The organism is Aestuariivirga sp., from assembly GCF_020252395.1.
Lineage (GTDB): Bacteria > Pseudomonadota > Alphaproteobacteria > Rhizobiales > Aestuariivirgaceae > Aestuariivirga.
Window position 1 is genome coordinate 147,393 of the sequence record NZ_JADCDB010000028.1, and the last position, 24,261, is coordinate 171,653.

Annotated in this window: 22 protein-coding genes and 1 pseudogene; 16 read left to right on the forward strand and 7 right to left on the reverse strand. The window is 65.8% G+C overall.

Annotation, left to right across the window (positions count from 1 at the left end; all coding sequences use genetic code 11):
- Positions 1-55: 55 nt before the first annotated feature.
- On the reverse strand, positions 56-1,471 hold the full coding sequence (gene pyk / locus IOC82_RS13490; RefSeq protein WP_290546717.1) for a pyruvate kinase: 1,416 nt from the start codon (positions 1,469-1,471) through the stop codon (positions 56-58).
- A complete protein-coding gene (locus IOC82_RS13495) occupies positions 1,471-1,899 on the reverse strand; it encodes a DUF1036 domain-containing protein (protein WP_290546718.1) in 429 nt (142 codons plus the stop codon). The genes pyk and IOC82_RS13495 overlap by 1 nt, the downstream gene beginning before the upstream one ends.
- Before the next feature lie 144 nt (positions 1,900-2,043).
- Here IOC82_RS13495 and IOC82_RS13500 point away from each other — a divergent pair, with 144 nt between their 5' ends.
- Genes IOC82_RS13500 through IOC82_RS13510 form a run of 3 tightly spaced genes read left to right on the forward strand, consistent with a single transcriptional unit; the run spans position 2,044 to position 3,407 of the window.
- Positions 2,044-2,808 (forward strand): N-formylglutamate amidohydrolase, encoded by a 765-nt coding sequence (locus IOC82_RS13500; RefSeq protein ID WP_290546719.1) that lies wholly within the window; start codon positions 2,044-2,046, stop codon positions 2,806-2,808.
- A 16-nt stretch (positions 2,809-2,824) separates the two neighbouring features.
- Positions 2,825-3,124 carry a DUF1244 domain-containing protein gene (locus IOC82_RS13505; RefSeq protein WP_290546720.1) on the forward strand — a complete coding sequence of 100 codons (300 nt, stop codon included), beginning with the start codon at positions 2,825-2,827 and terminating at the stop codon, positions 3,122-3,124.
- Between the two features lie 16 nt (positions 3,125-3,140).
- The gene (locus IOC82_RS13510; protein WP_290546721.1) at positions 3,141-3,407 is read left to right on the forward strand and encodes a DUF2312 domain-containing protein; all 267 of its coding nucleotides are present in this window, start codon (positions 3,141-3,143) and stop codon (positions 3,405-3,407) included.
- 69 nt (positions 3,408-3,476) lie between these two features.
- Here the strand turns inward: IOC82_RS13510 and IOC82_RS13515 are convergent, their stop codons facing one another.
- From IOC82_RS13515 to IOC82_RS13525, 3 genes are all read right to left on the reverse strand, one after another.
- A complete protein-coding gene (locus tag IOC82_RS13515) occupies positions 3,477-5,012 on the reverse strand; it encodes a DUF882 domain-containing protein (RefSeq protein ID WP_290546722.1) in 1,536 nt (511 codons plus the stop codon).
- Between the two features lie 301 nt (positions 5,013-5,313).
- Positions 5,314-7,224, reverse strand: a complete 1,911-nt coding sequence (locus tag IOC82_RS13520; protein WP_290546723.1) for a L,D-transpeptidase family protein — start codon at positions 7,222-7,224, stop codon at positions 5,314-5,316.
- 107 nt (positions 7,225-7,331) lie between these two features.
- Positions 7,332-8,837 (reverse strand): sigma-54 dependent transcriptional regulator, encoded by a 1,506-nt coding sequence (locus IOC82_RS13525; protein WP_290546724.1) that lies wholly within the window; start codon positions 8,835-8,837, stop codon positions 7,332-7,334.
- 245 nt (positions 8,838-9,082) lie between these two features.
- Here IOC82_RS13525 and IOC82_RS13530 point away from each other — a divergent pair, with 245 nt between their 5' ends.
- The 13 genes and pseudogenes from IOC82_RS13530 (at position 9,083) to IOC82_RS13590 (ending at position 22,182) form a co-directional block, all read left to right on the forward strand.
- The gene (locus tag IOC82_RS13530; RefSeq protein WP_290546725.1) at positions 9,083-10,894 is read left to right on the forward strand and encodes a heavy metal translocating P-type ATPase; all 1,812 of its coding nucleotides are present in this window, start codon (positions 9,083-9,085) and stop codon (positions 10,892-10,894) included.
- A gap of 263 nt (positions 10,895-11,157) precedes the next feature.
- On the forward strand, positions 11,158-12,933 hold the full coding sequence (locus tag IOC82_RS13535) for a M3 family oligoendopeptidase (protein ID WP_290546726.1): 1,776 nt from the start codon (positions 11,158-11,160) through the stop codon (positions 12,931-12,933).
- Entirely contained in the window at positions 12,930-13,166 is a 237-nt protein-coding gene (locus IOC82_RS13540) for a hypothetical protein (protein WP_290546727.1), read from the forward strand. Before IOC82_RS13535 ends, IOC82_RS13540 begins: the two co-directional genes overlap by 4 nt.
- A 30-nt stretch (positions 13,167-13,196) precedes the next feature.
- Positions 13,197-13,460: pseudogene (locus IOC82_RS13545) on the forward strand (GNAT family N-acetyltransferase); the annotation flags it as partial.
- 93 nt (positions 13,461-13,553) lie between these two features.
- A complete protein-coding gene (locus IOC82_RS13550; protein WP_290546728.1) occupies positions 13,554-13,844 on the forward strand; it encodes an aa3-type cytochrome c oxidase subunit IV in 291 nt (96 codons plus the stop codon).
- Between the two features lie 16 nt (positions 13,845-13,860).
- Positions 13,861-14,973 (forward strand): Re/Si-specific NAD(P)(+) transhydrogenase subunit alpha, encoded by a 1,113-nt coding sequence (locus IOC82_RS13555; RefSeq protein WP_290546729.1) that lies wholly within the window; start codon positions 13,861-13,863, stop codon positions 14,971-14,973.
- Between the two features lie 16 nt (positions 14,974-14,989).
- Positions 14,990-15,295: a proton-translocating transhydrogenase family protein gene (locus tag IOC82_RS13560; protein ID WP_290546730.1), complete on the forward strand. Its 306-nt coding sequence runs from the start codon at positions 14,990-14,992 to the stop codon at positions 15,293-15,295.
- 4 nt (positions 15,296-15,299) lie between these two features.
- Positions 15,300-16,694 (forward strand): NAD(P)(+) transhydrogenase (Re/Si-specific) subunit beta, encoded by a 1,395-nt coding sequence (locus IOC82_RS13565; protein WP_290546731.1) that lies wholly within the window; start codon positions 15,300-15,302, stop codon positions 16,692-16,694.
- A 238-nt stretch (positions 16,695-16,932) separates the two neighbouring features.
- Complete coding sequence (locus IOC82_RS13570) at positions 16,933-17,979, forward strand: type III polyketide synthase (RefSeq protein WP_290546732.1); 1,047 nt, start codon at positions 16,933-16,935, stop codon at positions 17,977-17,979.
- Positions 17,976-18,470, forward strand: coding sequence for an isoprenylcysteine carboxylmethyltransferase family protein (locus tag IOC82_RS13575; RefSeq protein ID WP_290546733.1), 495 nt, complete (start codon positions 17,976-17,978; stop codon positions 18,468-18,470). The genes IOC82_RS13570 and IOC82_RS13575 overlap by 4 nt, the downstream gene beginning before the upstream one ends.
- Before the next feature lie 47 nt (positions 18,471-18,517).
- Entirely contained in the window at positions 18,518-19,999 is a 1,482-nt protein-coding gene (locus tag IOC82_RS13580) for an MDR family MFS transporter (protein ID WP_290546741.1), read from the forward strand.
- A 131-nt stretch (positions 20,000-20,130) separates the two neighbouring features.
- Complete coding sequence (locus IOC82_RS13585) at positions 20,131-21,150, forward strand: flagellar motor protein MotA (protein WP_290546742.1); 1,020 nt, start codon at positions 20,131-20,133, stop codon at positions 21,148-21,150.
- Positions 21,151-22,182 carry a peptidoglycan -binding protein gene (locus IOC82_RS13590; protein ID WP_290546734.1) on the forward strand — a complete coding sequence of 344 codons (1,032 nt, stop codon included), beginning with the start codon at positions 21,151-21,153 and terminating at the stop codon, positions 22,180-22,182.
- Between the two features lie 44 nt (positions 22,183-22,226).
- On the opposite strand, the gene IOC82_RS13595 is transcribed toward IOC82_RS13590, so the two are convergent.
- Both IOC82_RS13595 and IOC82_RS13600 read right to left on the reverse strand, forming a co-directional pair.
- Positions 22,227-24,020, reverse strand: a complete 1,794-nt coding sequence (locus IOC82_RS13595) for an ABC transporter transmembrane domain-containing protein (protein ID WP_290546735.1) — start codon at positions 24,018-24,020, stop codon at positions 22,227-22,229.
- Between the two features lie 10 nt (positions 24,021-24,030).
- Positions 24,031-24,261, reverse strand: a 231-nt coding sequence (locus tag IOC82_RS13600; RefSeq protein WP_290546736.1) for a hypothetical protein, incomplete at its 5' end; no start/stop codon positions are given.

Genomic DNA, 24,261 nt, shown 5'->3' on the forward strand with positions numbered 1-24,261 from the left:
CTCCGTCATGCCAGCTTTCGCTAGGGTGACGCCGTCAAATGGAATGATGACGCCTTTACGAAACGTACGCAATCCGCAGCATGTTGGTGGCGCCGGGGGTGCCGAGCGGCAGGCCGGCGGTGATGATGATGCGCTGGCCGGCGTCGGCGAAGCCTTCGGCTTGCGCGATGCCGGTGGCTCTTGTCACCATGTCGTCGAGGTCATGCGCGTCCTCGGTCAAGACGCAGTGCAGGCCCCAGGCCAGCGCCAGGCGCCGCGCCGTTCTGGCGATGGGGGTGAGCGCGATGATCGGCGTGTCCGGCCGCTCGCGCGACATGCGCAGACCCGTGGAGCCCGAGCCCGTATAGCAGACGATGGCGGAGAGCTTCAGCGTTTCCGAGATCGAGCGCGCGGCGCTGGAAATGGCGTCGGCGCTGGTCGGCTGCGGATCGGTGCGCTGGGCGGTGATGATGCCGCGGTAGAGCGAATCACGCTCCACGGATTGGGCGATGCGGTCCATGGTGGCGACCGCTTTGTCGGGCCAGGCGCCGGTGGCGCTTTCGGCCGACAGCATGATGGCGTCAGCGCCTTCATAGACGGCGGTGGCGACGTCGGAGACCTCGGCCCTGGTCGGCACCGGTTCGACGATCATCGATTCGAGCATCTGGGTGGCGACGATGACGGGCTTGCCGACGCGGCGCGCCGCACGGGTGATCTGCTTCTGTTTGGCCGGCACGGTTTCGAGCGGCAGTTCGACGCCCAAGTCGCCGCGGGCGACCATCAGGCCGTCGGCGATTTCGAGGATATCGTCCAGCACGGTCAGGGCCGCGGGCTTCTCGATCTTGGCCATCACGCCGGCGCGCCCGGCGATGAGCTTCCGCGCCTCGGCCACGTCATCGGCGCGCTGCACGAAGGACAGCGCGATCCAGTCGACGCCGGCGCTGGCCGCGGCTTCGAGGTCGGCACGGTCCTTCTCGGTCAAGGCAGGGATGGGGATCACCGTGTCGGGCAGGTTGACGCCTTTGCGGTCGGAGATGACGCCGCCGAAAATCACCTTCGTCGTCAGCTTTGTGGACTCCGCCTTGACGATTTCGACGCGGAGCCGGCCGTCGTTGAGGAGGAGATTGTCGCCAACCTGCGCGGAGGCGAAGATTTCCGGGTGCGGCAGGTGGACGCGCGTCGCGTCGCCCGGCGTCTTGTCGGTGTCGAAGACGAAGATGTCGTCCGGATTGATCCTGGCTTCCTTGGCGGCGAAGGCGCCAATGCGGATCTTGGGACCCTGCAGGTCGGCGAGGATGCCGATCGGCCGCTTCAGCCGCGCCTCGACGGCGCGGATGTCGCGGTGGAGCTGGCGCAGCAGGTCATGCTGGGTGTGGCTCATATTGATGCGGAACACGTCCACGCCGGCGCGGAACAGCTTTTCCAGCATCTCGGGCGATGACGACGCGGGCCCCAGCGTCGCCACGATCTTCACGTTGCGGTTGCGGCGCATTATTTCCCTTGCGTGGTCTTTTCGCCGGAGAGCGAGACGGTCCAGTCCTTTTCCTCGCCCGTGTCGACCTCGAAGAAGCCGGTCTTGGTGTAACCTTGGCTTTCGCAATCCTTGATGCCGCGGATGGTGAAGACCTTCGTATTCGTGCACATCACCGACTTGCCGCCCCACGAGCCGCCCTTGTCACGGTCGATGGCGAAAACATAGTAATAGCGGGAGATGAGGTCGCCCTTGAGCAGGGGCATGCATTTGTTCGGCACGATTGTCCACCAGCCCTCGGTGGCCCAGCCATTCTTGTCCTTGTAGCCCATGGCGACGTTGACGGTGCTTTCGGTGTTGTTGCAGACCTTGAGATCGGCCCGCGCCGGGGCGGCCATCAAACCTGCCACCATAAATGCGCCTGCCGCCAGCGCCGTGTTGCGAAGCATCTTGCTGCCTCCGGAAAAGTTCAGCGAATCTGTCATAGCTTTCCAATCTCGCTTAGGCCGCGTCAACCGGGCAGGCAAATGCCCACCGGTTTCAGCGGCGCGACCTGATGACTGAGGGATTAACCTCAACTATATGCCCCGTCCATGACAAAGATTTCGCCCGGAGAAGCGTACGAAATTGTGGCGGGCGAGGGCCGGACGGGACTGATTCTGCTGTGCGACCACGCCTCGAGTGCGGTTCCGCCGGAGTATTGCGGCTTGGGGCTGGCCGCCGCCCAGCTGGCGCGCCACATCGCTTATGACATCGGAGCCAGGGATGTCACGCTGGGGCTTGCCGCCAGGCTTGGGGCGCCGGCCGTGCTCTCTCGCTTCTCGCGCCTGCTGATCGACCCCAACCGCGGATTGGACGATCCCACCCTGATCATGCGGATTTCCGACGGGGCGGCGGTGCCGGGGAACCGCGAGGTGGACGAGGCCGAGCGGCAAAGACGGATCGCGCGTTTCCATACTCCCTATCACCGGGCCATTGCCGGGACGATCCGGGCCGCGCAGGCTCGGGGGCTTACGCCGCTGATCGTGTCGATCCACTCCTTCACGCCGCTGTGGCGCGGTTCGCCCAGGCCCTGGCACGTGAGCATATTGTGGGACCGGGACGAGGCGACCGCCCGCGCCATGATCGCTGGCTTTGCGGCCCAGCGCGATCTTGTGGTGGGCGACAATGAGCCCTATCACGGGGCGCTCGAAGGCGATACGCTCAACACCCATGGCACGCTTCCCGGCCTGCCGCACGCCCTGATCGAGATCCGGCAGGACCTGATCGCCGCCAAAACAGGTGTGGACGAGTGGGTGGAGCGGCTGGCCCGGGTGATCGATCCGATTATGAATAACCTCCGGCGAGACCCGGACTGACGAAAGCTTTCAGACCATGACCATCGACGACAAGACCAGGACCGAACTCGAGGCCGCCGCCTTCCGCCGGCTGCTCGAACATCTGCGCAGCCGCAGCGACGTGCAGAACATCGACCTGATGAATCTGGCGGGCTTCTGCCGCAACTGCCTGTCCAACTGGTTCGAGGACGCGGCGAAGGCAAAAGGCGTTGCCGTCACGCGCGAGGAGGCGCGCAGCATGGTCTATGGCATGCCCTATGACGAGTGGAAGGCGAAGCACCAGTCCGCCGCCAGCGAAGATCAAAAGGCGGCGTTCGCCCAGCCCCACAAGCACTGACCCGGGAGCACCAGACATGAACAAAACGACATTCGCCCATGGCCAGCTCAAATCCATCGTCGAGCGCATCGAGCGCCTGGAGGAGGAGAAGAAAACCATCGCCGGCGACATCAAGGAAGTCTATGCCGAGGCCAAGGCCAATGGCTTCGACACCAAGATCCTGCGCAAGGTCATCAGCCTGCGCAAGAAGGACGCCGCCGAGCGCGAGGAGGAGGAGTCGATGCTCGACGTCTATCTCGCCGCGCTGGGAATGATCCCCGGCGAAAGCGAGGAAGCGGCGTAAATCGGGTGCGCCCGAACACGAAAAGGGCCGCCCGGCGGGCGGCCCTTTTCGCATGGAATGGGATGCGGCTTATTGCGAAGGGTCAGCCTGGCCGAGCTGGACGGCAGGCTTCAAGGGGGTGAGCAGGCTGCCCTTGCCTTCGCGGTTGACGACCTGCATGTCGCCCTTGCCGGGGGCTGATTCCTGAAGGCTGGGCGCCATCTGGGCGATGGCGAGGCGCTGGGGCTGCGGCTCCTGGGCCCCGGCCTCGGCGGCGCCGGGCAGAATGGCGGCAACCGAGGCCGAACCGGCGGAGAATTGCTGCGGCGCGCCGTCACGGCGCACGGCCCTGTTCGTGTCGAACACCAGCTGTGCCGGCCACCAGAACAGGTCGTCGCCCGAAGCCGAGGCCGTGATGGTGCGGATGGTGGGGACGTTCTGCGCGTCGCCGTTCTCGATGTCCTCGGTGAGGCTGGTCTTTTCGGCGCCGTTCGCTTCGAGCGAGGCGGTGTCCGTCATGCTTTCGGGTGCGATCACCACGCCCTGCGAGTTGCCGGCCACCGGCGAGGCGCGCTCGGTGGGATCGGGAGGGGGCGCCGAGGCCGGCTCGATATTCATGTTGACCGCGGCCATCATCAGCACCTCGATCGGCTTGGGGCGCGGCTTCGGCGTGGGATAGCCTTGGTTCACGCCATCGGCATCGGCGATGACGGCCTCGGAGGCGCCGCCGTTGTCCTCGGCCGTCTCTGCGGTCTCGGCGGTCTCGGGCTTGAGTTTGGGCTTGGCGGGGGCTGCCGCCGCGTCCTCGCTCATGCCGGCCAGTTCCTCGTCGTCGCCGTTCGAATAGGCGGTCTCGAGCGGGATCTTCTTCCTGGCGGAGAGCTGCTTCACGTTCTCGGCATCGCCCTCGTCGTCACCCTCCATCTGGGAGGGGAGGCGGGCGGCGGTCGGGTCAGCCTCTGCGACCATCACCTCCGGCACGGCCTTCGTGCCGTTCTTGTTGAGACGCGCGCCCACCGTCTTGCGGTAGTCGCGCATGATCTTGGCCATCTGGTAGCTCGAGATGGCGGGACCCCAGTGCCGCACATTGCCGGAGTCGATGTGGAGGAAGCCGGTGGGGCCCGCGCCGGAAGAATAATAGCCGACGCCGCCCACCTGGCGCACCAGCGCCGAATTGCGGATCTTGACGGTCGGAACGTCCGGGAAATAGAGGTCGATGGCCTGGCCCACCATATGCTGGCTCTTGCGCGCCACGTTGCGGCCGACCTTCTTGAGGAAGGCGTTGGTCTTGGGGCTGCGGTAGCCGCAGACGATGTGGATCGGCGCCTTGCTCCCCAAGTCGGCGTGGAGTTCCCACATCAGGTCGATGGTGCGCGGCGAGATGGTGATCACCTCGTTACGGCGCCAGTCGCGCATCAAATAATTGATCTTCTTCATGGCGGACGGGATGTATCTGCCGTCCTTCATATAGGTGATGGTGAGGCTTTCCTTGGTGTGGACGTGGTAGAGCGAGAGGGTGCGCGTCTCGCCGCCGGAATGGGCCGTGCCATTCATGTTGAGGAACACGCCAGCGCCAAACGCCATCGCAACGGCGGTGGTGACGGCGAGCTTCTTCCAGCGGTTCAATGCATTGCGAAGTCCGGCTTCCCTGCAATCCAAACCCATACCCCACTTACAACCGGTGTTCCGGTTCCTCTGGTGCTTCGTCCAGCCCGCCAATCCCCTGCAAGGGTCGGCTTACACTGAAATCGCGTTTCGAACAAGAATGAGGCCACCATGAGGCGGCATTCGGACGATCGTAAATGGGTATGTTTAACAGGGACTTAACGAAGGACAGGTGCAGTCCCTACAACTTGAGATTGAAATCAAGCTCGCGGTGCCCGAAGAATTTCCAGCGTTTTTTACCGTAGCGCGACCCCGCCGGCTTTCAGCGCTGCGCCAGCAGCCTCGCCGTGCGGGCGTTTTCGAGCGGATTGTCGCGGCCATAGATGTCGTTGAAGTAGACGATATTGCCCTGCTTGTCCGGCCAGGCGGTGAAATAGACGATATGGACGGGAAGTTTCTGCTTCAGGCGCACCGTCTCGCTGGCCTTGCGTTCGACCTTGGCGGCGACCTCCTCCGGCGTCCAGCCGAGCACCACGGCTGCGAACTCGCGCGGATTCTGGACGCGCACGCAACCATGGCTGAAGGCGCGCACGTCCTTCTCGAAGAGATCGCGCGAGGGCGTATCGTGCATGTAGATGTCATGCGAATTGGGGAACAGGAACTTGATCTCGCCAAGAGCATTCTTGGCGCCCGGCGGCTGCTGGATGCCATAGGGCACCTTGGAGCCGTAACTGCCCCAGCTCACGGAGCGCGAGGGCACCACCTTGCCCTGCTGGTTCACCACCTTGAAGCCCTGCTTGTCGAGATAGGCCGGGTCACGCCGGAGCTTGGGCAGATACTCATGCGCGATGATCGACGGCGGAACGCCCCAGGAGGGGTTGAACACCACCATCTCCATCTCGTCGTTGAACACCGCCGTCTGGGTGTCGGGCTTGCCGACGATGACGCGGGTCTGCCACTCGGGCTGGCCATCCTTCATCACGGTTGCCTCAAAGGCCGCCTGGTTGACGAAAACATAGCGGCGGCCAAGGTCGCGCGGCAGCCAGCGGATGCGCTCCATGTTGCCGAGCAGCTTGCCGATGCTGCCGTCCCCGCCGGACCCGTTGAGGGCGGCGACCGTCTGCGGGCCAAGCGCGCCTGTCACCTTGATGCCGGCCTGCTGCTGGAACAGGCGGAGCTGCGCCGACGTCCCGGCATCGAGCGTCTCGGGGTCCGCCCCCCCGGGAACCTCGGCGGTGAAGCCCAGCGCGGACAAGCGCGCCCGGACGGAGGGAATGCGTTCGTCAGCCTCGCCCTTCTTGACGATGGCGCCATCCGCAATCTTGGCCTGTGGCGGCGCCGCTTGTCCGGCGCGAAATTCCGCCAGCGCCTTCTTCATCGCGGCATAGGCGGGATGGGTGGGGTGCAGTGACTGGAGATACTGCACGGGGAAGGGCGTGTTGGCGATGACATTGATGGCCTTGTCAGGCGCCACCCATGGCGGCTGCAGATCGTTGTAGCGCGACAGCCGGGCCGGATCGAACTGGCCGCCCGAGGCATCATGCGCATAGCGCAGTGCGGCCGCAGACAAGTCGATATCGAGCCGCGCCATGGCGGCGGGATCGGCCTCGGGGAGCGGCGCGTCGAAGCCGGCAAGGCCGGTGGGCAGGTAGCTCTGCGGCTCGAGGCCCTCATCGCCGGCCCGCGCCAGAAGCTTCAGCACGTCCTTGCCGCGCTCCGAAAGCCTGCCGCCTTCGAGCCAGATGGGGCGAAAGGAACGCGCGGCATATTGCGCGGCCAGCGCATCGCGCGCCGCCGGCAGAACCCGGACGGCCGGGTTGCCGGAGACGAGCTGGTCATAGATCGCGGCGGCATCCGGCGCGGCGGGGCGCGCCCCGCCGGGGGCGAGGCCGGAGAGGGGAACGAGCTTTGGCGGCACATAGGTGAGGTTGCCCATGCCGAGGCCCGGGATGCCGTCTTGCGGATCGGTGTCGGCGATCGCCGCCCGCCCGGGCGCGCCCTGCCGCGGCTTGCGCCCGTCGGAGAAGAGGCCGTCCTTGAAGCTGCCGAACCCGGAACTGCGCCGCCGCGCGGGCTGGCCGCCGGCATCCTGGTTGCCGAAGCCGCCGAACAGCGACTCGATAAGGCCGGGCCTGGGCTTCCTGCCGCTGTTTGCAGCGTCGGCCTGGGCCGGTGCGGCGAGCAACAGCGCGGACACGGCGGCAACGATACCCGGCCTGACAAACATCTGCATGAAATTCACCTGCACGGCTCACACACCGGCCCTGTTCACAGCGCCAGCGCGACAGAAAGTCAAATCACACTCAATTGCAAGCCAATTGCCGGAATTGTGGATAGGTTTTAACCGCCGGAGGCCTCGTCCAGCCCCAGGTCCTTCATCCGCCTGTAGAGGGTGGAGCGGCCGATACCCAGCTTGCGCGCCACTTCCGACATCTGGCCCTGGTAGCGGGCGAGCGCCAGGCGGATCATGTCGGCCTCAACCTCCTCGAGCTTGCGGATGTGACCGCCCTCGGTGACCACCGGAATGCCGAAGGCCACGCCATCGGCCACCGCGGTGGAGCCCTTGGGCAGGCCGGAGCCGCCGGCGATGGCGGCCGCACCCCGCGGCAGCTCCGGCTTCGGCGCCAGCTGCGGGGCAGGGGGGATCTTGATCTCATAGCCTTCGACGAGGGAGGCGATCTGCGGGAAATCCTCGACGTCCAGGCGGCCGCCTTCGCACAGCACCATGGCGCGGAACACAGTGTTCTCGAGTTGGCGGACGTTGCCGGGCCAGCTATAGGCGCGCAGCAGGCCGAGAGCCTCGGGCGTGATGCCGCGCACCTTGCGGCCCTCTTCGGCGGCGAAGCGCGTCACGAAATGGTCGACGAGGGCGGGAATGTCTTCCTTACGGTCGCGCAGCGGCGGCACCATGATGGGGAAAACGTTCAGCCGGTAATAGAGATCCTCGCGGAACTGCCCGGCCTTCACCATCTCGATCATGTTGCGGTTGGTGGCCGAGATGAGGCGGATGTTGACCTTCACCGGGCGGCGCGCGCCGACCGGGTCGACCTCGCCCTCCTGGATGGCGCGCAGTAGCTTCACCTGCATGTCGAACGGCAGTTCCGCCACCTCGTCGAGGAACAGCGTGCCGCTGTCGGCCTCCTGGAACTTGCCCATGTGCTTCGACGTGGCGCCGCTGAAGGCGCCCTTCTCGTGACCGAAGAGAATCGATTCCACCAGGCTTTCAGGAATGGCGCCGCAATTGACGGCGACGAAGGGGCGGCCCGCCCGGTCGCTCTCGCCCTGGATGGCGCGGGCGATCATCTCCTTGCCCACACCGGATTCTCCCTCAATAAGAACAGGGATCGCGGATTGCGCGGCGCGGCGGCCCAGCCGCAGTACGTTGGACATGGCGGGAGCGGAGGCGATGAGGTCCGAGAAGCTGAGCGCGCCGCCGACCTTCTTGTTCAGCCGCTTGACTTCCTCGGTGAGGGCGTTGACCTTGAGCAGATTCTGCACCGATGCCCTGAGGCGCTCCGGGCTCACCGGCTTCACCACGAAATCGTCCGCACCGGCGCGCATCGCCTTGATCACGGTTTCGATCGAGCCTTGCGCGGTCTGCACGATGACGGGCAGGTCGCCGCGGATCGCCTGCAGGCGCTCGAGGAATTCGAGCCCCGTCATCTCCGGCATGTTGAGATCGAGGATGATCAGTTCGATCGTTCCGCCGGAGTGGCTCTTCAGCACATCAAGCGCCTTCAGGCCTCCGTCCACCGGCATCGGGTCGCAGCCGAAGCGGCGCACCATTTCCTCAAGAATTCTGCGTTGAGCCGGATCGTCTTCGACGATGAGAACGCGGACAGCCATGCGCCTGTGGTTTTCTTCTTTGTATATTTCTTACCGCGGACCAGGCGGCCCGGATGCAGCGTCCGGGCTGGGGGAGCGACTCGCCTCTTCCTTGCCCCCAGGGTGACAGGCGAGGGTAAAGGCGGCGTTAATGGAGAGGTGCATTTGGATACACGTGCAATCGATTGAAACAATGTTCCTTTCTTGAGTCCTGTCATGGCGCGGCAGCATAGGATAAGCAGAATGCGCAACCGGGAGGAGATATCTTGAACCCGATCCGCGTCGGCCTGTTCGTCGTTGCGGCCGCCGGCCTCGCCGGCGGGCTGCTGGCGCCTTTGGTGGGGCTTGGCGCTGTCCAGAGCTGGATCTGGGGCGTTCCCGCTGGTGCTGTGCTTGCGGTGCTGCTCTACGAGATCGTCACTTCGCTGCTCGAGGGTGAGGTGGGGCTCGACCTCGTGGCGGGCATTTCGATCTCGGCGGCGCTGGCCTTTGGCGAGACGCTGGCGGCGGGCGTCGTGGCGCTGATGTATGCTGGCGGCCAGCTGCTGGAGGATTATGCGGCCAACCGGGCGCGCGCCGACATGAAGGCGCTGCTGGCGCGGGCGCCAAAGACCGCGCTGCGCTACAGCGACGGACGCATCGTGGAAGTGGCCATCGACGCCATCCGGCCGGGCGACCGGCTGCTGTTGCGGCAGGGCGACATCGTGCCGGTGGACGGGCGGGTGAGCAATGGCCGCGCGCTGCTCGACATGGCGGCGCTGACGGGCGAGTCGGTTCCGGTGAAGTGTCTTGAAGGACAGGACGTGCAGTCCGGCGCGCGCTCGCTCGACACAGCCTTCGACATGGTGGCCACCAGGCCTGCCTCCGAGAGCACCTATGCCGGCATCGTGCGGTTGGTTCAGGCCGCACAGGCGGCGAAAGCGCCAATGGTTCGATTGGCCGACCGCTATGCGCTGGTGTTCCTGTTCTTTACCGTCGCGCTGGCGGGGGGCACCTGGTATTTGACGGGTGATCACATCCGCATGCTGGCGGTGCTGGTGTCGGCCACGCCATGTCCGCTCATTCTCGCGGTGCCGGTCGCCATCATCGCCGGCATGGGCAAGGCGGCGCGGCGCGGCGTACTGATGAAGGGCGGCCCGGTGCTGGAGACCATGGCGCGGGCCACCACCCTCGTCATCGACAAGACCGGCACGCTGACCAAGGGCCGCGCTGAACTTGCAGGGATCATTCCCGAAGGCCCGTGGGAGCCCGACGAGATGCTGCGCATCGCGGCTTCGCTGGAGCAGGCCTCGGCACATGTGACGGCGTCCTCGATCGTCGCTGCCGCGCAGGGACGCGGGATGACGCTCTCCTATCCGACCGAAGTGCGCGAGACGGCGGGCGAGGGGCTCGAAGGCATCGTCGACGGCCGCCGGGTGATCGCCGGCGGGCATGACTTCGTGGCGGGCAAGCTGAAGCTCTTCGATGCCGTGCGTCCTGAACATGAACCCGGCACCGCGCTGGCGGCGCTCGCCATCGATGGCCAGCTCGCCGGCTGTTTCCTGCTGGCGGACGGCATCCGCCCGGAAACGCCGATTGCGCTGGAGCGGCTGCGGCAGGCGGGGATCACCAGGATCGTTCTCGCCTCCGGAGATTCACAGGCCGTGGTCGACCGGGTGGGTGATGGGCTGGGCCTCGACCTGCTGCGCGGCGGGCTGAAGCCCGAGGAGAAGGTTGCGATCGTCAAGGCCGAGCATCAGTCCGCCATCACGCTGATGGTGGGCGACGGCGTCAACGATGCGCCGGCACTTGCCGTGGCCGATGTCGGCATCTCGATGGGCGCCACGGGCTCGGCGGCGGCAACCGAATCCGCCGATGTCGTGCTGCTGGTCGATGACCTCACGCGGCTCGCCGAGGGCCTGTCCGCCGCGCGGCGGGCGCGCGCTATCGCGGTGCAGAGCGTGCTTGCGGGGTTGGGCATGTCCTTCGCGGCCATGCTGGCGGCGGCCTTCGGCTACATCACCGTGGTCGAGGGCGCGCTGCTGCAGGAGGCCATTGACGTGGCGGTGATCCTCAACGCGCTCAGGGCGCTGCGGTAGATTTCGCCCTGATCGTCTTCTCCCGCTCCTTCAGCGGGAGAAGAAGGGACCCGTTGCGAGGCAACGGGGAGATGAGGGACATGTGCAGGGCGCCTCAGTGCCGAGCCCGCTGTCCCTCACCTCCCCCAACTGCGTTGGGGTCCCTTCCTCTCCCGCGCGGCGGGAGAGGACCAAGGCACATGACGTCAATTTCATCCTCTGCGGGTTGCCGAAGCCCGCGGGCTGCGCCATATCAGCCGCTCACGCTATGCGAAGGATCCGACATGACCGCCACCGCCGCTCTTGGACCGCTGCCCGAATGGAACCTCGCCGATCTCTATGCCTCGCCGGAGGATCCGAAATTTGCGGCGGACATGAAGAAAGGCGAGGAGCTGGCAAAGGCCTTCGCGGAGACGTATCGCGGCAGGCTGGCCTCGCTCGGAGGTGAAGGCCTGGCGGCGGCGCTGAAGGATTATGAGGCTTTGTCCGATCTTCTCGGCCGCACCGGTTCCTATGCGCAGCTTTACTATGTGGGCAACACCACCGACTCGCAACGCGGCAAGTTCTATGGCGACGTTTCGGCGAAGCTCACCGAAATTTCGACATTGTTACTGTTCTTCGAGCTCGAGCTGAACCGCATCGACGATCAGGCGCTGGCCGAGGCGATGAAAGTTCCGGCCCTGGCGCATTACAAGCCCTGGATCGAGAACCTGCGCATGGAGAAGCCCTACCAGCTCGACGACAAGCTGGAGGAGCTGTTCCTCGAGAAGTCGCAGACCTCGTCCGCCGCATTCAACAGGCTGTTCGACGAAACCATGGCGGGCTTGCGCTTCGAGGTCGATGGCGAAAAGCTGACCCTCGAGCCCACCCTCAACATGATGCAGAGCCCGGACGAGGCGGTGCGACGCAAAGGTGCGGAGGCGCTGGCGAAGACCTTCGGCGAAAACGTGAAGCTGTTCACGCTGATCACCAACACGCTGGCCAAGGACAAGGACATCTCCGACCGCTGGCGGGGCTTCAAGGATATTTCCGACGCACGGCATCTCTCGAACCGTGTGGAGCCGGAAGTCGTGGCGGCGCTGGTTGAATCCGTCAGGCGCAATTACGAGAAGATCTCGCACCGCTACTATCGCATGAAGGCGAAGTGGCTGGGCAAGGACAAGCTCATGCACTGGGACCGCAACGCGCCTCTGCCGGCGGAGGACACCCGCGAGGTGCTTTGGGTCGAGGCGCAGGAGATGGTTCTGTCCGCCTACGGACAATTCGCGCCCGAGATGGCCGCAATCGCGAAATCCTTCTTCGACAAGCGCTGGATCGACGCGCCGTCGCGCCCCGGCAAGGCGCCGGGCGCCTTCGCCCACCCGACGGTTCCGTCAGCGCATCCTTACGTGCTCTTGAACTATCTCGGCAAGACGCGGGACGTGATGACGCTGGCGCATGAGCTGGGCCATGGCGTGCACCAGGTGCTGGCGGCGCAACAGGGTGCGCTGATGGCCTCCACACCGCTCACCCTCGCCGAGACCGCGAGCGTGTTCGGCGAGATGCTGACCTTCCAGGCCATGCTGGCCAGGACTGCGGACCCCAAGAAGCGCAAGGCGCTGCTGGCCTCCAAGGTGGAGGACATGATCAACACGGTGGTCCGCCAGATCGCCTTCTACACCTTCGAGCGCAAGGTGCACGAGGCGCGCAAGGAGGGCGAGCTGACGCCCGGCCAGATCAACGCCATCTGGATGGAGGTGCAGCATGAGAGCCTGGGTGACGCCATCGCGTTCGGGCCAGGCTACGAGACGTTCTGGACCTATATCCCGCACTTCATCCACTCGCCCTTCTATGTCTATGCCTATGCCTTCGGCGATTGCCTGGTGAATTCGCTCTATGCGCGCTACCGCGAAAGCGAGCAGGGCTTCCAGGACAAGTATTTCGAGATGCTCAAAGCCGGCGGCACCAAACACCACTCCGACCTGCTCCGCCCCTTCGGCCTCGACGCGGCGGACCCCAAGTTCTGGGACAAGGGCCTCTCGGTGATCTCCGGCATGATCGACGAGCTGGAGAAGATGTGAGCGTTACGTACCGCATCCCCACACTGGCCGACGCTGAGTCCATCGCGCGGCTGCATGTTGCCTGCTGGCGGGAGGCCTATGCCGGGATCGTGCCCATCGCGATCCTCGAACAGGTGGACATGGCTGGCCGGATCGCGCGCTGGGCGGCGCATCTGCAAGACGCCACGGCACAAGCCTATCTGGCCGAGGTTCCGGGTGAGGCGGCGGGTTTCATTCATCGTGGTTTGCTGTAGCCGCCCCTCGCCGAGGGGGCCGATGGCCACCTCAACGCCCTCTATCTGCTGCAGCGGTTTCACCGGCGCGGCATCGGACGGCGGCTCGTGGGGCTTGCCGCGGCGGACTGGCAAGCCAGGGGTGGCAAGGCGCTGTCGGTGGGCGTCCTCACCGCCAACCGGCCGGCCGTTGCCTTTTACGAGGCACTGGGGGCGCGCTTCTTGCGGCCGGACACGTATCTTTGGCACGATCATTCCCTGCCCGAATCCATCTATGTTTTCGAGGACTTGGCAGAACTTTCCCGGTTTGCGTGACGGATCGCCACGGCAAATCCCGCGCCGCTTGCAGGTGCGGGCCGGAGTGGCTAGAAACGCCAGCGAACGGATTTCAAGCTCTTGGGGGAATCAATGGCCGAACACGGCACGCAGACGTCCAGCGCGATGGATTATGACGAGGCGCACCGCACCTATGCCGGCTTCGTGAAGGGCGCGGTGGTGCTGACCATCATGAGCTGCTACGTGCTGGTGGCGCTCTGCGCTTTCGCCTTCATCGACAAGGGCAATGTGCTGACCGGCTTTGCGGGTCTCATCATCGGCACGATCGCGCTGATCGTCGACCTCCGCGTTGGCAATAACTGGTATCTCGCGGTGGGCTGGCTCGTTCTCTTCGGGCTGATCACAGCCGTCATGATCGGCTGATCGGCAGGACAGTTTCATGAAAATCGCCATCCCCACGGAAACGCAAGCTGGGGAGAGCCGCGTTGCGGCCAGCCCCGATACGGTGAAGGCCTTTATCAAGAAGGGTGCGGACGTTGCCGTTCAGGCCGGCGCCGGCAAGGGCGCGTCGATCCCCGATGACGCCTTCGCGGCTGCCGGCGCCAAGGTCGAACAGGCAGTCGGGCGCGATGCAGACGTGGTGCTGACGGTGCGCCGCCCCTCGGGCGAACTCCTGTCCTCCTTGAAGCGCGGGGCCCTCCTCATCGGGGGCCTCGAACCTTATGGCGACAAGGCGGGCCTCGACTCCATCGCCGCCTCCGGCGTCACCGCCTTTGCCATGGAGCTGATGCCGCGCATCACGCGCGCGCAGTCGATGGACATCCTGTCTTCCCAGGCCAATCTCGCCGGCTACAAGGCGGTGATCGACGCCGCCTTCCATTTCACCCGCGCCTTCCCGATGATGATGACAGCCGCCGGCACCGTGCCCGCCGCCAAAGTGTTTATCATGGGCGTCGGCGTCGCGGGCCTGCAGGCCATTGCAACCGCCCGCCGCCTTGGCGCTATCGTCTCCGCCACCGACGTGCGCAAGGCGACGGAAGAGCAGGTGAAGAGCTTAGGCGCCAAGTTCGTTTATGCCGACATCGCCGATGCGGCAACGAGCGGCGGTTATGCCAAGGAACTCTCGGCGGAGGACAAGGCCAGGCAGGCGGCGCTTGTCGCCAACCACGTGAAGACGCAGGACGTGATCATCACCACCGCGCTGATTCCGGGCCGCCCCGCGCCCGTGCTTATCACCGAGGAGATGGTCGACAGCATGAAGCCGGGCTCGATCATCGTCGACCTGGCGGTGGAGCGCGGCGGCAACTGCCCGCTGTCGAAGCCCGACCAGATCGTCGAGCACAAGGGTGTGAAGATCGTCGGCACGGTGAACCTTGCGGGCAAGCTTGCGGGCAATGCCTCGCCGCTCTTCGCCAAGAACCTCGCTAACTTCCTCGACCTGATGATCCAGAAGGATGGGACTCTCAAGATCGACGAAGCCGATGAATGCATCAAGGGAACCATGATCGCCAGGGACGGCGCGCTGGTGCACCCCATGTTTACTTCCAAGTGAAGTTCGGAGCCAAGTGATGGAAGCGATCGATCCGTTTGTCTCGCTGTTCGGCATCTTCGTGCTGGCGGTGTTCGTGGGCTATTACGTGGTGTGGAACGTGACGCCCGCGCTGCACACGCCGCTGATGAGCGTCACCAACGCCATCTCGTCGGTGATCGTGGTCGGCGCCATCCTGGCGGTGGGCGTGGGCGCGCTGACCTCCGGCTCGGTGGTCGCCATGATCTTCGGCTTCCTGGCGCTGATCCTCGCCTCGATCAACATCTTCGGTGGCTTCATGGTCACCAGCCGCATGCTCGCCATGTACAAGAAGAAGGACAAGTAGGCGCATGTCGGCCAATTTCGCAGCCATCCTCTATCTGGTCTCCGGCGCGCTGTTCATCATGGCGCTGCGCGGGCTCTCATCGCCTGCCACGTCGCGGCAGGGCAACATGTACGGCATGGTGGGCATGGCGATTGCGATTGCCACCACGCTTGCCACCATGCAGCTTTCGCCGCTGGTGATCGGCCTCGTCGTGCTGGGCCTCGGCATCGGTGCCGTCATCGGCGGCACGGCGGCCAAGAAGATCGCCATGACGGCCATGCCGCAGCTGGTCGCGGCCTTCCACTCGCTTGTGGGCCTCGCCGCGGTGTTCGTGGCGCTCGCGGCCTTCTATGCGCCGGAAGCCTTCCACATCGTGGCCGGCGGGCTGATCCAGCCAGTCTCGCGCATCGAGATGTCCTTGGGTGCTGCCATCGGCGCCATCACCTTCACTGGCTCGATCATCGCTTTCCTGAAGCTCGATGGCCGCATGTCGGGCGCCCCCATCATGCTGCCGGCGCGCCACGTCATCAACATTGCGCTGGGATTGGCGCTCGTGGCCTGCATCGTGCTGTTCTTCATGAACCCGGTGTGGTTGTGGTTCTGGGCAATCATCGCGATCTCGCTGGCGCTGGGCTTCCTGCTGATCATCCCGATCGGCGGCGCGGACATGCCGGTCGTCGTCTCCATGCTCAACTCCTACTCCGGCTGGGCGGCGGCGGGCATCGGCTTCACTTTGCACAACACGGCCCTCATCATCACCGGCGCGCTGGTCGGCTCCTCGGGCGCGATCCTGTCCTACATCATGTGCAAGGGCATGAACCGCTCCTTCATCTCGGTCATCCTCGGCGGCTTCGGCGGCGAGAGTGCCGGCCCCGCCGCCAAGGGCGAGGCCAAGCCGGTAAAGCAGGGCTCGGCGGAGGACGCGGCCTTCATCATGAAGAACGCGGGCTCCGTCATCATCGTGCCGGGCTATGGCATGGCGGTGGCCCAAGCCCAGCACGCCCTGCGCGAGATGGGCGATCACCTCAAGGAGCAGGGCGTTACGGTGAAATACGCCATCCACCCGGTGGCGGGCCGCATGCCCGGCCACATGAACGTGCTGCTGGCGGAAGCCAACGTGCCTTACGACGAGGTGTTCGAACTCGAGGACATCAACTCCGACTTCGGCCAGGCGGATGTGGCCTTCGTCATCGGCGCCAATGACGTGACCAACCCGTCCGCCAAGGACGACCCGCAGTCGCCGATCTTCGGCATGCCGGTGCTGGAAGTGTGGAAGGCGAAGACCGTGATGTTCATCAAGCGCGGCATGTCGTCGGGCTATGCCGGCGTCGACAACCCGCTGTTCTGGCGCGACAACACCATGATGCTGTTCGGCGACGCCAAGAAGATGACGGAAGAGATCAACAAGTCGATGGGGTGAGTCCGCTTCGCGTCCTCTCCCGCCAAGGCGGGAGAGGAGGGGACCCCAGCAAAGCTGGGGTAGGTGAGGGGACGCTTGCTCATCTGAACAGTGCGGAGCATGGTTCCCCTCATCTCCCCGTTGCTGGCGCAACGGGCCCCTTCTTCTCCCGCAAAAGGAGCGGGAGAAGACGCTGAGGGAATAGCTGTGATCCGTCGGGCGTAGCACTTCGTTGTCAGCTTGTGGAATGAGGTGCGCCATGCTGAAGGCCCGGATAGTCTCGCTGGCGACGGCCGTGCCGCCGCATGTGATCAGCCAGCCGGACGCGGCATCCTTCGCCACCTCGGCCTTCGGCGGGCGTTTCGAGGGTTTCGAGCAGGTGGCGGGCGTGTTCATGACCTCCGGCATCCGCCGGAGGCGCGCGGTGCGGCCCATCGAATGGTACATGCAGCCGCTGGGCTGGCCGGAACGCAGCGCGGCCTATGTCGATGGCGCCTGCAGGTTGTTCGTGGACGCGGCGCGGCGGGCCCTTGACCGGGCGGCGCTCCGGGCTTCCGAGATCGACACCATCGTGACCGTGTCGTCGACCGGCATCGCCACGCCCAGCCTCGAGGCGCGGGTGGCAGGCGAGATGGGCTTCCGGCCTCAGGTGGAGCGCGTGCCGGTGTTCGGGCTTGGCTGTGCCGGGGGCGTCTCCGGCCTTTCCATCGCGGCGCGCCTGGCGCAGTCGCGGCCCGGCTCCAACGTGCTGCTGGTGGCGGTCGAGACCTGCACACTGTCATTCCGCGCCGACCAGCTGACCAAGGCCAATGTGGTGGCGACAGCACTTTTCGGCGACGGCGCGGCAGCCCTCGTGCTGCGGGCGGAGGAGGGCGCGGGCGCTGAAATCGAGTCGACCGGGCAATACACCTGGCCCGATACGCTGGACATCATGGGCTGGTCGGTCGACGCCGAAGGCCTGGGCGTGATCTTCGACCGCTCCATTCCGATTTTCGCGGAGGAGCATTTCGGCCCGGCGGCGCGCGAGATGCTGGCGCGCGCGGGCTTGAACCTTTCCGGCATCGACCGCTTCGTGTGCCATCCCGGCGGCGCCAAGGTGGTGACGGCGCTGGAGCGCGCGCTGCAATTGCCGCAAGGGCTGCTGGCGGATGAGCGCGCGGTGCTGGAGGAATATGGCAACATGTCCGCCCCCACCGTGTTCTTCGTGCTGGAGAAGGCACTCGCCACCGGCCTGCCGAAGCGCACGCTGATGACGGCGATGGGGCCGGGCTTCAGTGCGGCCGTAGCCACGCTGCGTGCCGCATGAGCGCCGCCGCCATCCTGCTTGCCTTCGTCACGCTGGAACGGCTGGCGGAACTCGTGCTGGCGCGGCGCAACACGCGCGCGCTGCTGGCGCAGGGGGCCTTTGAGCATGCGCCGGGGCATTATCCGCTGATCGTCGCTCTGCATGCGCTGTGGCTGGCGGGCCTCTGGGTCTTCGGCTGGGACCAGCCGGTCTCGGCCTTCTGGTTTGCGCTGTTCATGATTCTGCAGGCAGCGCGCGTCTGGGTGCTGATGACGCTGGGGCCGCGCTGGACGACGCGCATCATCGTGCTGCCCGGAGCGCCCCTGGTGGCGAAGGGCCCTTACCGCTTCGTGTCGCATCCCAACTATCTGGTGGTGATCGGCGAGATTGCGGTGCTGCCGCTGTGCCTCGGGCTCTGGTGGTTCGCCATCCTCTTTTCGCTCGCCAATGCGGCGGTGCTGACGATCCGCATCCGCGCCGAGAGCGCGGCGCTCTCGCAAGCGCCGTCGTGAGCCAGACGGCCGAGCGCGCCTCGCTCGCGACATGGGCGGGCTTCGCCATGATGGCGCTTGGCATGTTCATGGCGATCCTCGACATCCAGGTGGTGGCGACTTCGCTGCCCGCGATCCAGTCCGCGCTCGGCATCGACAAGGAGCTGATGAGCTGGATCCAGACGGCCTATCTCATCGCCGAAATCATCGCCATTCCGCTCACCGGCTTCCTCACCCGGCTGTTCGGCATGCGCTGGCTGTTCATCGTGTCGATCACGGTGTTCACCATCGCGTCCGCCGGCTGCGCGGCGAGCACCGGTTTCGGGAGCCTGATTTTCTGGCGCGTGGTGCAGGGCTTCTCCGGCGGCTCGCTGATCCCCGCGGTGTTCTCCGCCGTGTTCCTGCTGTTCCCGCTGAAGCAGCAGGGGCTCGCCACCACCATTGCCGGCGTGCTGGCGGTGCTGGCGCCCACCATTGGCCCGGTGGTGGGCGGCTGGGTGACCGAGACCTGGTCATGGCACATGCTGTTCCTCATCAACATCGCGCCCGGCATTCTGGCTGCCGCGGTGGCGGCGCTGTTCCTGCCGCGCCGCGACATCGATGCGAGCGAGCTGCGCAAGCTCGATCTTGCGGGGCTCCTCATGCTGGCGCTGGCGCTGGCATCGCTGGAGACCGGGCTGAAGGAGGCGCCGGACCGGGGATGGCTGTCGGGCGTGGTGGTGGCGCTTCTGGCCTTGAGCGCGGCCTCGACGGCGGGCTTTCTGGCGCGCTCGCTCAAGGGCGCGCATCCCATCGCCGATCTGCGGCTGTTCCGTGAACGGAATTTCCTTGTCGGCTGCATCATGAGCTTTGCGCTTGGCGTGGGGCTGTTCGGCTCGGTTTATCTGATGCCGGTGTTCCTCGCTTTCGTGCGCGGCCATGGGGCGCTCGAGATCGGGCGCATCATGCTGGTGACGGGGGCGGCACAGCTCATCATGGCGCCCATCGCCGTTGCGCTCGACAAACGGATGGAGTCGCGGCTGCTCTCGGGGCTCGGTTTTCTCACCTTCGGCATCGGGCTGGGGATGAGCGCCTTCCAGACGCCGGCGACGGATTACGATGAGATGTTCTGGCCGCAGGTGGTGAGGGGTGCTGCGATCATGTTCTGCCTGCTGCCGCCCACCCGGCTGGCGCTGGGCCTGCTGGACGGCGCGCGCGTGCCGGATGCCAGCGGCTTGTTCAACCTGATGCGGAACCTCGGCGGCGCCATCGGCATCGCGCTGATCGACACGGTGCTCTATGGCCGCGCGCCCGTGCTGGGGGACAGGCTGGTGGAGCAGATGAAGGCAGGGAGTGCCGATGCCGCGGGCTTCGTGGGTATAGCGCTCGACGATTTCGCGGCGCTCTCGCAGGGGTCCATGGACATCGACGCGCTGGGGGACCTGCAGGACAAGATGGAGAAGGCGGCGCTTGCCATGGCGGCGAACGAGGCCTGGCTGATGCTGGCGGCGATCACGCTGGTGGCGATCCTGGCGCTGGCGGCGGCGCGGCGGCCCGCACCCCAAGCCTGAAAATCTCTCCCGCAACGCCCCGCAATGGTCTAGATTCTCCGGCACACGCAACCGCCAGAACGACGGGATCCGGAATGGCCGAGCCAGCTTCAACGCAACCTCTTGATCTGCCACGGGTTTATCTCGTGCATATGACCGTCTTCGTGCTGCTGGTGGCGATCCTCGTCGCCATTATCTGGCAGCCGTTGATGAGCGCCTTCATGGCCAACCCCATGCTCAACGGGGTGATCGTGGCCACGCTGTTGTTCGGCATCATCCATTCCTACCGCATGGTGGTGCGGCTGTTCCGCGAGGTGAGCTGGGTCAACCGCTTCCGTGAGGGCCGAGGCGAGAACGGCCGCCCGCCCAGTCTGCTCGCCCCCATGGCAATCCTGCTGAAGAACCGGCAGCACACCACGCTGTCGCCCGTCACCATGCGCTCGGTGCTCGACTCGCTCGCCTCGCGGCTCGATGAATCGCGTGACCTGTCGCGCTATCTGGTCGGTCTCCTGATCTTCCTCGGCCTGCTTGGCACCTTTTGGGGCTTGCTTGAAACCGTGCAGTCGATCGGCGGGGCGATCGAGGGACTTGATGTCTCGTCCACGCAATCGGCCACACTGTTCGACCAGCTGAAGCGCGGGCTGCAGGCGCCGTTGCAGGGCATGGGCCTGTCCTTCTCGTCTTCGCTTCTGGGCCTTTCCGGTTCGCTGATCCTTGGCTTCCTCGACCTCAAGGCGGCGCAGGCGCAGAACCGCTTCTACATCGACCTTGAGGACTGGCTGTCCTCCATCACCGACGTGGCCGCAGGCTCGGGCGGCGACCTGGCGGCGCAGGCCGCGGCGCCGGGCATCACGCCGCAGCTTCTGCGCGCGGAAGTCGCCGCCCTGCAGCGCGCCGTCGAGAAACTGACCTATGTGATCGAGGCGCAGCGCGCAGCGCCGTCCGCTGCGCCGCCGCCCACGGCTCCGCGGCCCGACGGCGACTCGATCGAGCAGCTCGCGGATGCGGTCGCCGGCCTTGTCAGCCAGATGCGCGAGGAGCAGAAGATCGTGCGGCAATGGGCACAAGGCCAGCAGACCCAGCAGAACGAAATCCAGCGCCTGCTGATCCGCGCCACGGGCCCGCTCGCCCGCGGCATGAGCGGCCGGGCGCGCGAGGATGAGCGTCCGTAGATGGCCGGGCTCTACCGCAGGCGCGGGCGCGGCACGGAGGAGGCCTATTGGCCGGGCTTCGTCGACGCCATGGCGCAGCTCTTGCTGGTCATCATCTTTCTGCTCTCGGTCTTCATCGTGTCGCAGTTCCTGCTGGCCCGGCAGATCACCGGTCAGGACTCGGCCCTCGGGCAACTCCGCGCGCAGATCGCGGAGCTGACGCAATTGCTGGCCCTCGAAAAGGCCGCTAAGGCCGACGCCAATGCAGCGCTCGCCGCGCTGCAGGACGATTTCGCGGCCGAGAAGAGCAAGACTGCCTCGCTCTCCGCCATGCTTGAAGGCGAGGGCGCGAAGGGCGATGCCGCGAGCCAGACGATCACCGGCCTCCAGACCTCGCTCGACAAGGAGAAGACCATTTCCTCGCAGGCGCTGGCCCAGGTGGAGCTGCTGAACCAGCAGATCGCCGCCATGCGCCGGCAATTGCAGTCGCTGAATGCGCTCCTCTCGGATGCCGAAAGCAAGAACAAGGCCTCGGAAGCGCAGATTGCGGACCTCGGAAAGAGGCTCAATTCCGCGCTGGCCCAGCGCGTGCAGGAGCTAACGCGCTACCGCTCGGAATTCTTCGGGCGCTTGCGGCAGATTCTCTCCCAGCGCTCCGACATCCTTGTGGTGGGCGACCGCTTCGTGTTCCAGGCCGAGGTGCTGTTCCCCAAGGGCCAGGCGGCGCTCAACCCCGAAGGCCAGGCGGAGATGCTGAAGCTCGCCGATGCGCTGAAGCAACTCGAAAAGGAAATCCCGCCCGATATCGCCTGGGTGCTGCGCGTCGACGGCCACACCGACAATGACCCGATCACCTCCGCCCAGTTCAGGTCCAACTGGGAGCTTTCCGCGGCGCGCGCCATCGCGGTCGTCAACTTCCTCATCGGTAATGGCGTTTCGCCGCAGCACCTGGTGGCCGCGGGCTTCGGCGAGTACCAGCCGATTGACCCAGGGTCCACGGAAGAGGCGAAATCACGCAATCGCAGGATCGAGCTGAAGCTGACGGAGCGGTGAGGAGCGGACTCGCGAGGGCTCTGTCAGCATGTGATGATGTCAGCCTACTCCGCCGCCTGTGCGGTGAACTGCAGCTTGGCGAGCCTCGCATAAAGCGGGCTCGTGGTGATCAGCTCCGCATGGGTGCCTTCGGCGACGAGTTGGCCGCCGTCCAAGACCAGGATGCGATCGGCGTTGCGCACGGTGGCGAGGCGATGCGCGATAACCAGGGTGGTGCGGTTGGCGGTGAGTTTTTCGATGGCCTGCTGGATGAAGGCCTCGCTCTCGGCGTCGAGCGCGCTGGTCGCCTCGTCGAGCAGCAGGATGGGCGCGTCGCGCAGGATGGCGCGGGCGATGGCGATGCGCTGGCGCTGGCCGCCGGAGAGCGTCACGCCGCGCTCGCCGACCTGCGTGTCATAGCCCTGCGGCAGGCGCTCGGCGAATTCGTCCACGCGCGCGGCACGCGCCGCCGCCAAGACCTCATCGGCACTTGCCTCGGGCTTGCCGAAGCGGATGTTGTCCATGATGCTGCCGGAGAAGATCACCGTTTCCTGCGGTACGACGGCGATGCGCGCGCGCACCTCCTGCGGCACGGCCGTCTTCACGTCGACGCCATCGACGGTGACGATACCCTTCTGCGGGTCGAAGAAGCGCTGCACAAGGGCGAAGATCGTGGTCTTGCCGGCGCCGGACGGCCCGACGATCGCCACCGTTTCGCCGGTCTTGACGCTGAAGGAGACATCGATCAGCGCATTTTGATGGGGGCGCGAGGGATAGGCGAAGGTGGCGCGGTCGAGCGCCAGGCGGCCCTGCGGCGGCTTCGGCATGGGTTGCGGCACGGCGGGGGCGCTGATGATCGACTTCTCGTCGAGGAGTTCCGATATGCGCTCGGCCGCACCGGCGGCAAGCTGCACCTCGCCCCAGACCTCCGAGAGCTGGCCCATCGATGAGGCGGCGAGGATCGCGTAGATCAGAAACTGGCTGAGCGTGCCGGGCGACATCGACCCCGCGATCACGGCGCTGGCGCCAATCCACAGCAGGATGACGACCGCGCCGGTGGCGACGCCGATGATGAGGGCGGTGAGGACGGCGCGCGCGAACGTGCGCTTGGCGGCCGCATCGAAGGCCAAGGCCGTGGCGTCGCTGAACTGGCGGCGCGCCGCATTCTCCTGCACATTGGCCTGGACTGTGGACACGGCGAGCAGCCGCTCCTGCGCGAAGGCGGCGGACGAGGCGAGCGTATCCTGCGCCAGGCGCGACAGGCTTCTGACGCGGCGGCCATAGGTGACGAGCGGCAGCACGATCAAGGGCAGCGCCAGCAGCGACAGGCCGGCGAGCTTGGGGCTCGAGGCCACCATCATGACGATGGTGCCGATCAGCATGACCACGTTCCTCAGCGCGATCGAGGCGGTCGAGGAGAAGGCCGACTTGATCTGCGTGGTGTCCGCGGTCAGGCGCGACAGCACCTCGCCCGAGCGCTGGGTTTCGAAAAAGGCGGGGCTGAGATCGAGGAGATGGCTAAAGATCGCATCGCGGATGTCGGCCACCACGCGCTCGCCGATCCACATCACGAAATAGAAGCGCAGTGCGGAGCCCACCGCCAGCACCACGACCACCGCCAGCATGGCGAGGAAATATCTGTCGACGAGGGCCGCATTCTCCGCCGTGAAGCCATTGTCGATGACGCGGCGCACGGCCACCGGCACGGCCAGCGTGGCCCCCGCCGCGGCCAGCAGCGCGATCAGGGCAAAGACCATCTGCCGCCGGTAGGGGCGGAGGAAGGGCGTGAGGTTGAGGAGGGGGCGCAAGTTCCGGCTCTTCGGGCGGCGCCGGGCCTCGTCTTCGTAGGGATTGCTCATGGGGTAACTTCTAACCGATGAGCGGCAGAATGGAAGCGGCGGAGCAGCGCTGGGTCAGGCCGACGCAGGGTTTTCCAAGTGCGGGACAGGCGGGACGGGCGGGCTGTCGATAGCTAATTAACTTGTCCGGTTTTGGTAGCACATCAAATGTCCGCTTCTTGTCTTTTGTTCTCCTGTGGGACTGTGGGCAAGGCGGAGCCTTGTCCACATTTCCACAGGTGTTGCGGCTGAGCGGATTTAA

Coding starts and splice junctions, on each gene's coding strand:
- IOC82_RS13535 (WP_290546726.1), top strand. CDS start 11,158: ATGACCGCCACCGCCGCTCTTGGACCGCTGCCCGAATGGAACCTCGCC.
- IOC82_RS13565 (WP_290546731.1), top strand. CDS start 15,300: ATGTCGGCCAATTTCGCAGCCATCCTCTATCTGGTCTCCGGCGCGCTG.
- IOC82_RS13585 (WP_290546742.1), top strand. CDS start 20,131: ATGACCGTCTTCGTGCTGCTGGTGGCGATCCTCGTCGCCATTATCTGG.
- IOC82_RS13520 (WP_290546723.1), bottom strand. CDS start 7,224: ATGCAGATGTTTGTCAGGCCGGGTATCGTTGCCGCCGTGTCCGCGCTG.
- IOC82_RS13560 (WP_290546730.1), top strand. CDS start 14,990: ATGGAAGCGATCGATCCGTTTGTCTCGCTGTTCGGCATCTTCGTGCTG.
- IOC82_RS13555 (WP_290546729.1), top strand. CDS start 13,861: ATGAAAATCGCCATCCCCACGGAAACGCAAGCTGGGGAGAGCCGCGTT.
- IOC82_RS13570 (WP_290546732.1), top strand. CDS start 16,933: ATGCTGAAGGCCCGGATAGTCTCGCTGGCGACGGCCGTGCCGCCGCAT.
- IOC82_RS13500 (WP_290546719.1), top strand. CDS start 2,044: ATGACAAAGATTTCGCCCGGAGAAGCGTACGAAATTGTGGCGGGCGAG.
- IOC82_RS13510 (WP_290546721.1), top strand. CDS start 3,141: ATGAACAAAACGACATTCGCCCATGGCCAGCTCAAATCCATCGTCGAG.
- IOC82_RS13495 (WP_290546718.1), bottom strand. CDS start 1,899: ATGCTTCGCAACACGGCGCTGGCGGCAGGCGCATTTATGGTGGCAGGT.
- IOC82_RS13550 (WP_290546728.1), top strand. CDS start 13,554: ATGGCCGAACACGGCACGCAGACGTCCAGCGCGATGGATTATGACGAG.
- IOC82_RS13505 (WP_290546720.1), top strand. CDS start 2,825: ATGACCATCGACGACAAGACCAGGACCGAACTCGAGGCCGCCGCCTTC.
- pyk (WP_290546717.1), bottom strand. CDS start 1,471: ATGCGCCGCAACCGCAACGTGAAGATCGTGGCGACGCTGGGGCCCGCG.
- IOC82_RS13575 (WP_290546733.1), top strand. CDS start 17,976: ATGAGCGCCGCCGCCATCCTGCTTGCCTTCGTCACGCTGGAACGGCTG.
- IOC82_RS13525 (WP_290546724.1), bottom strand. CDS start 8,837: ATGGCTGTCCGCGTTCTCATCGTCGAAGACGATCCGGCTCAACGCAGA.
- IOC82_RS13580 (WP_290546741.1), top strand. CDS start 18,518: ATGATGGCGCTTGGCATGTTCATGGCGATCCTCGACATCCAGGTGGTG.
- IOC82_RS13590 (WP_290546734.1), top strand. CDS start 21,151: ATGGCCGGGCTCTACCGCAGGCGCGGGCGCGGCACGGAGGAGGCCTAT.
- IOC82_RS13595 (WP_290546735.1), bottom strand. CDS start 24,020: ATGAGCAATCCCTACGAAGACGAGGCCCGGCGCCGCCCGAAGAGCCGG.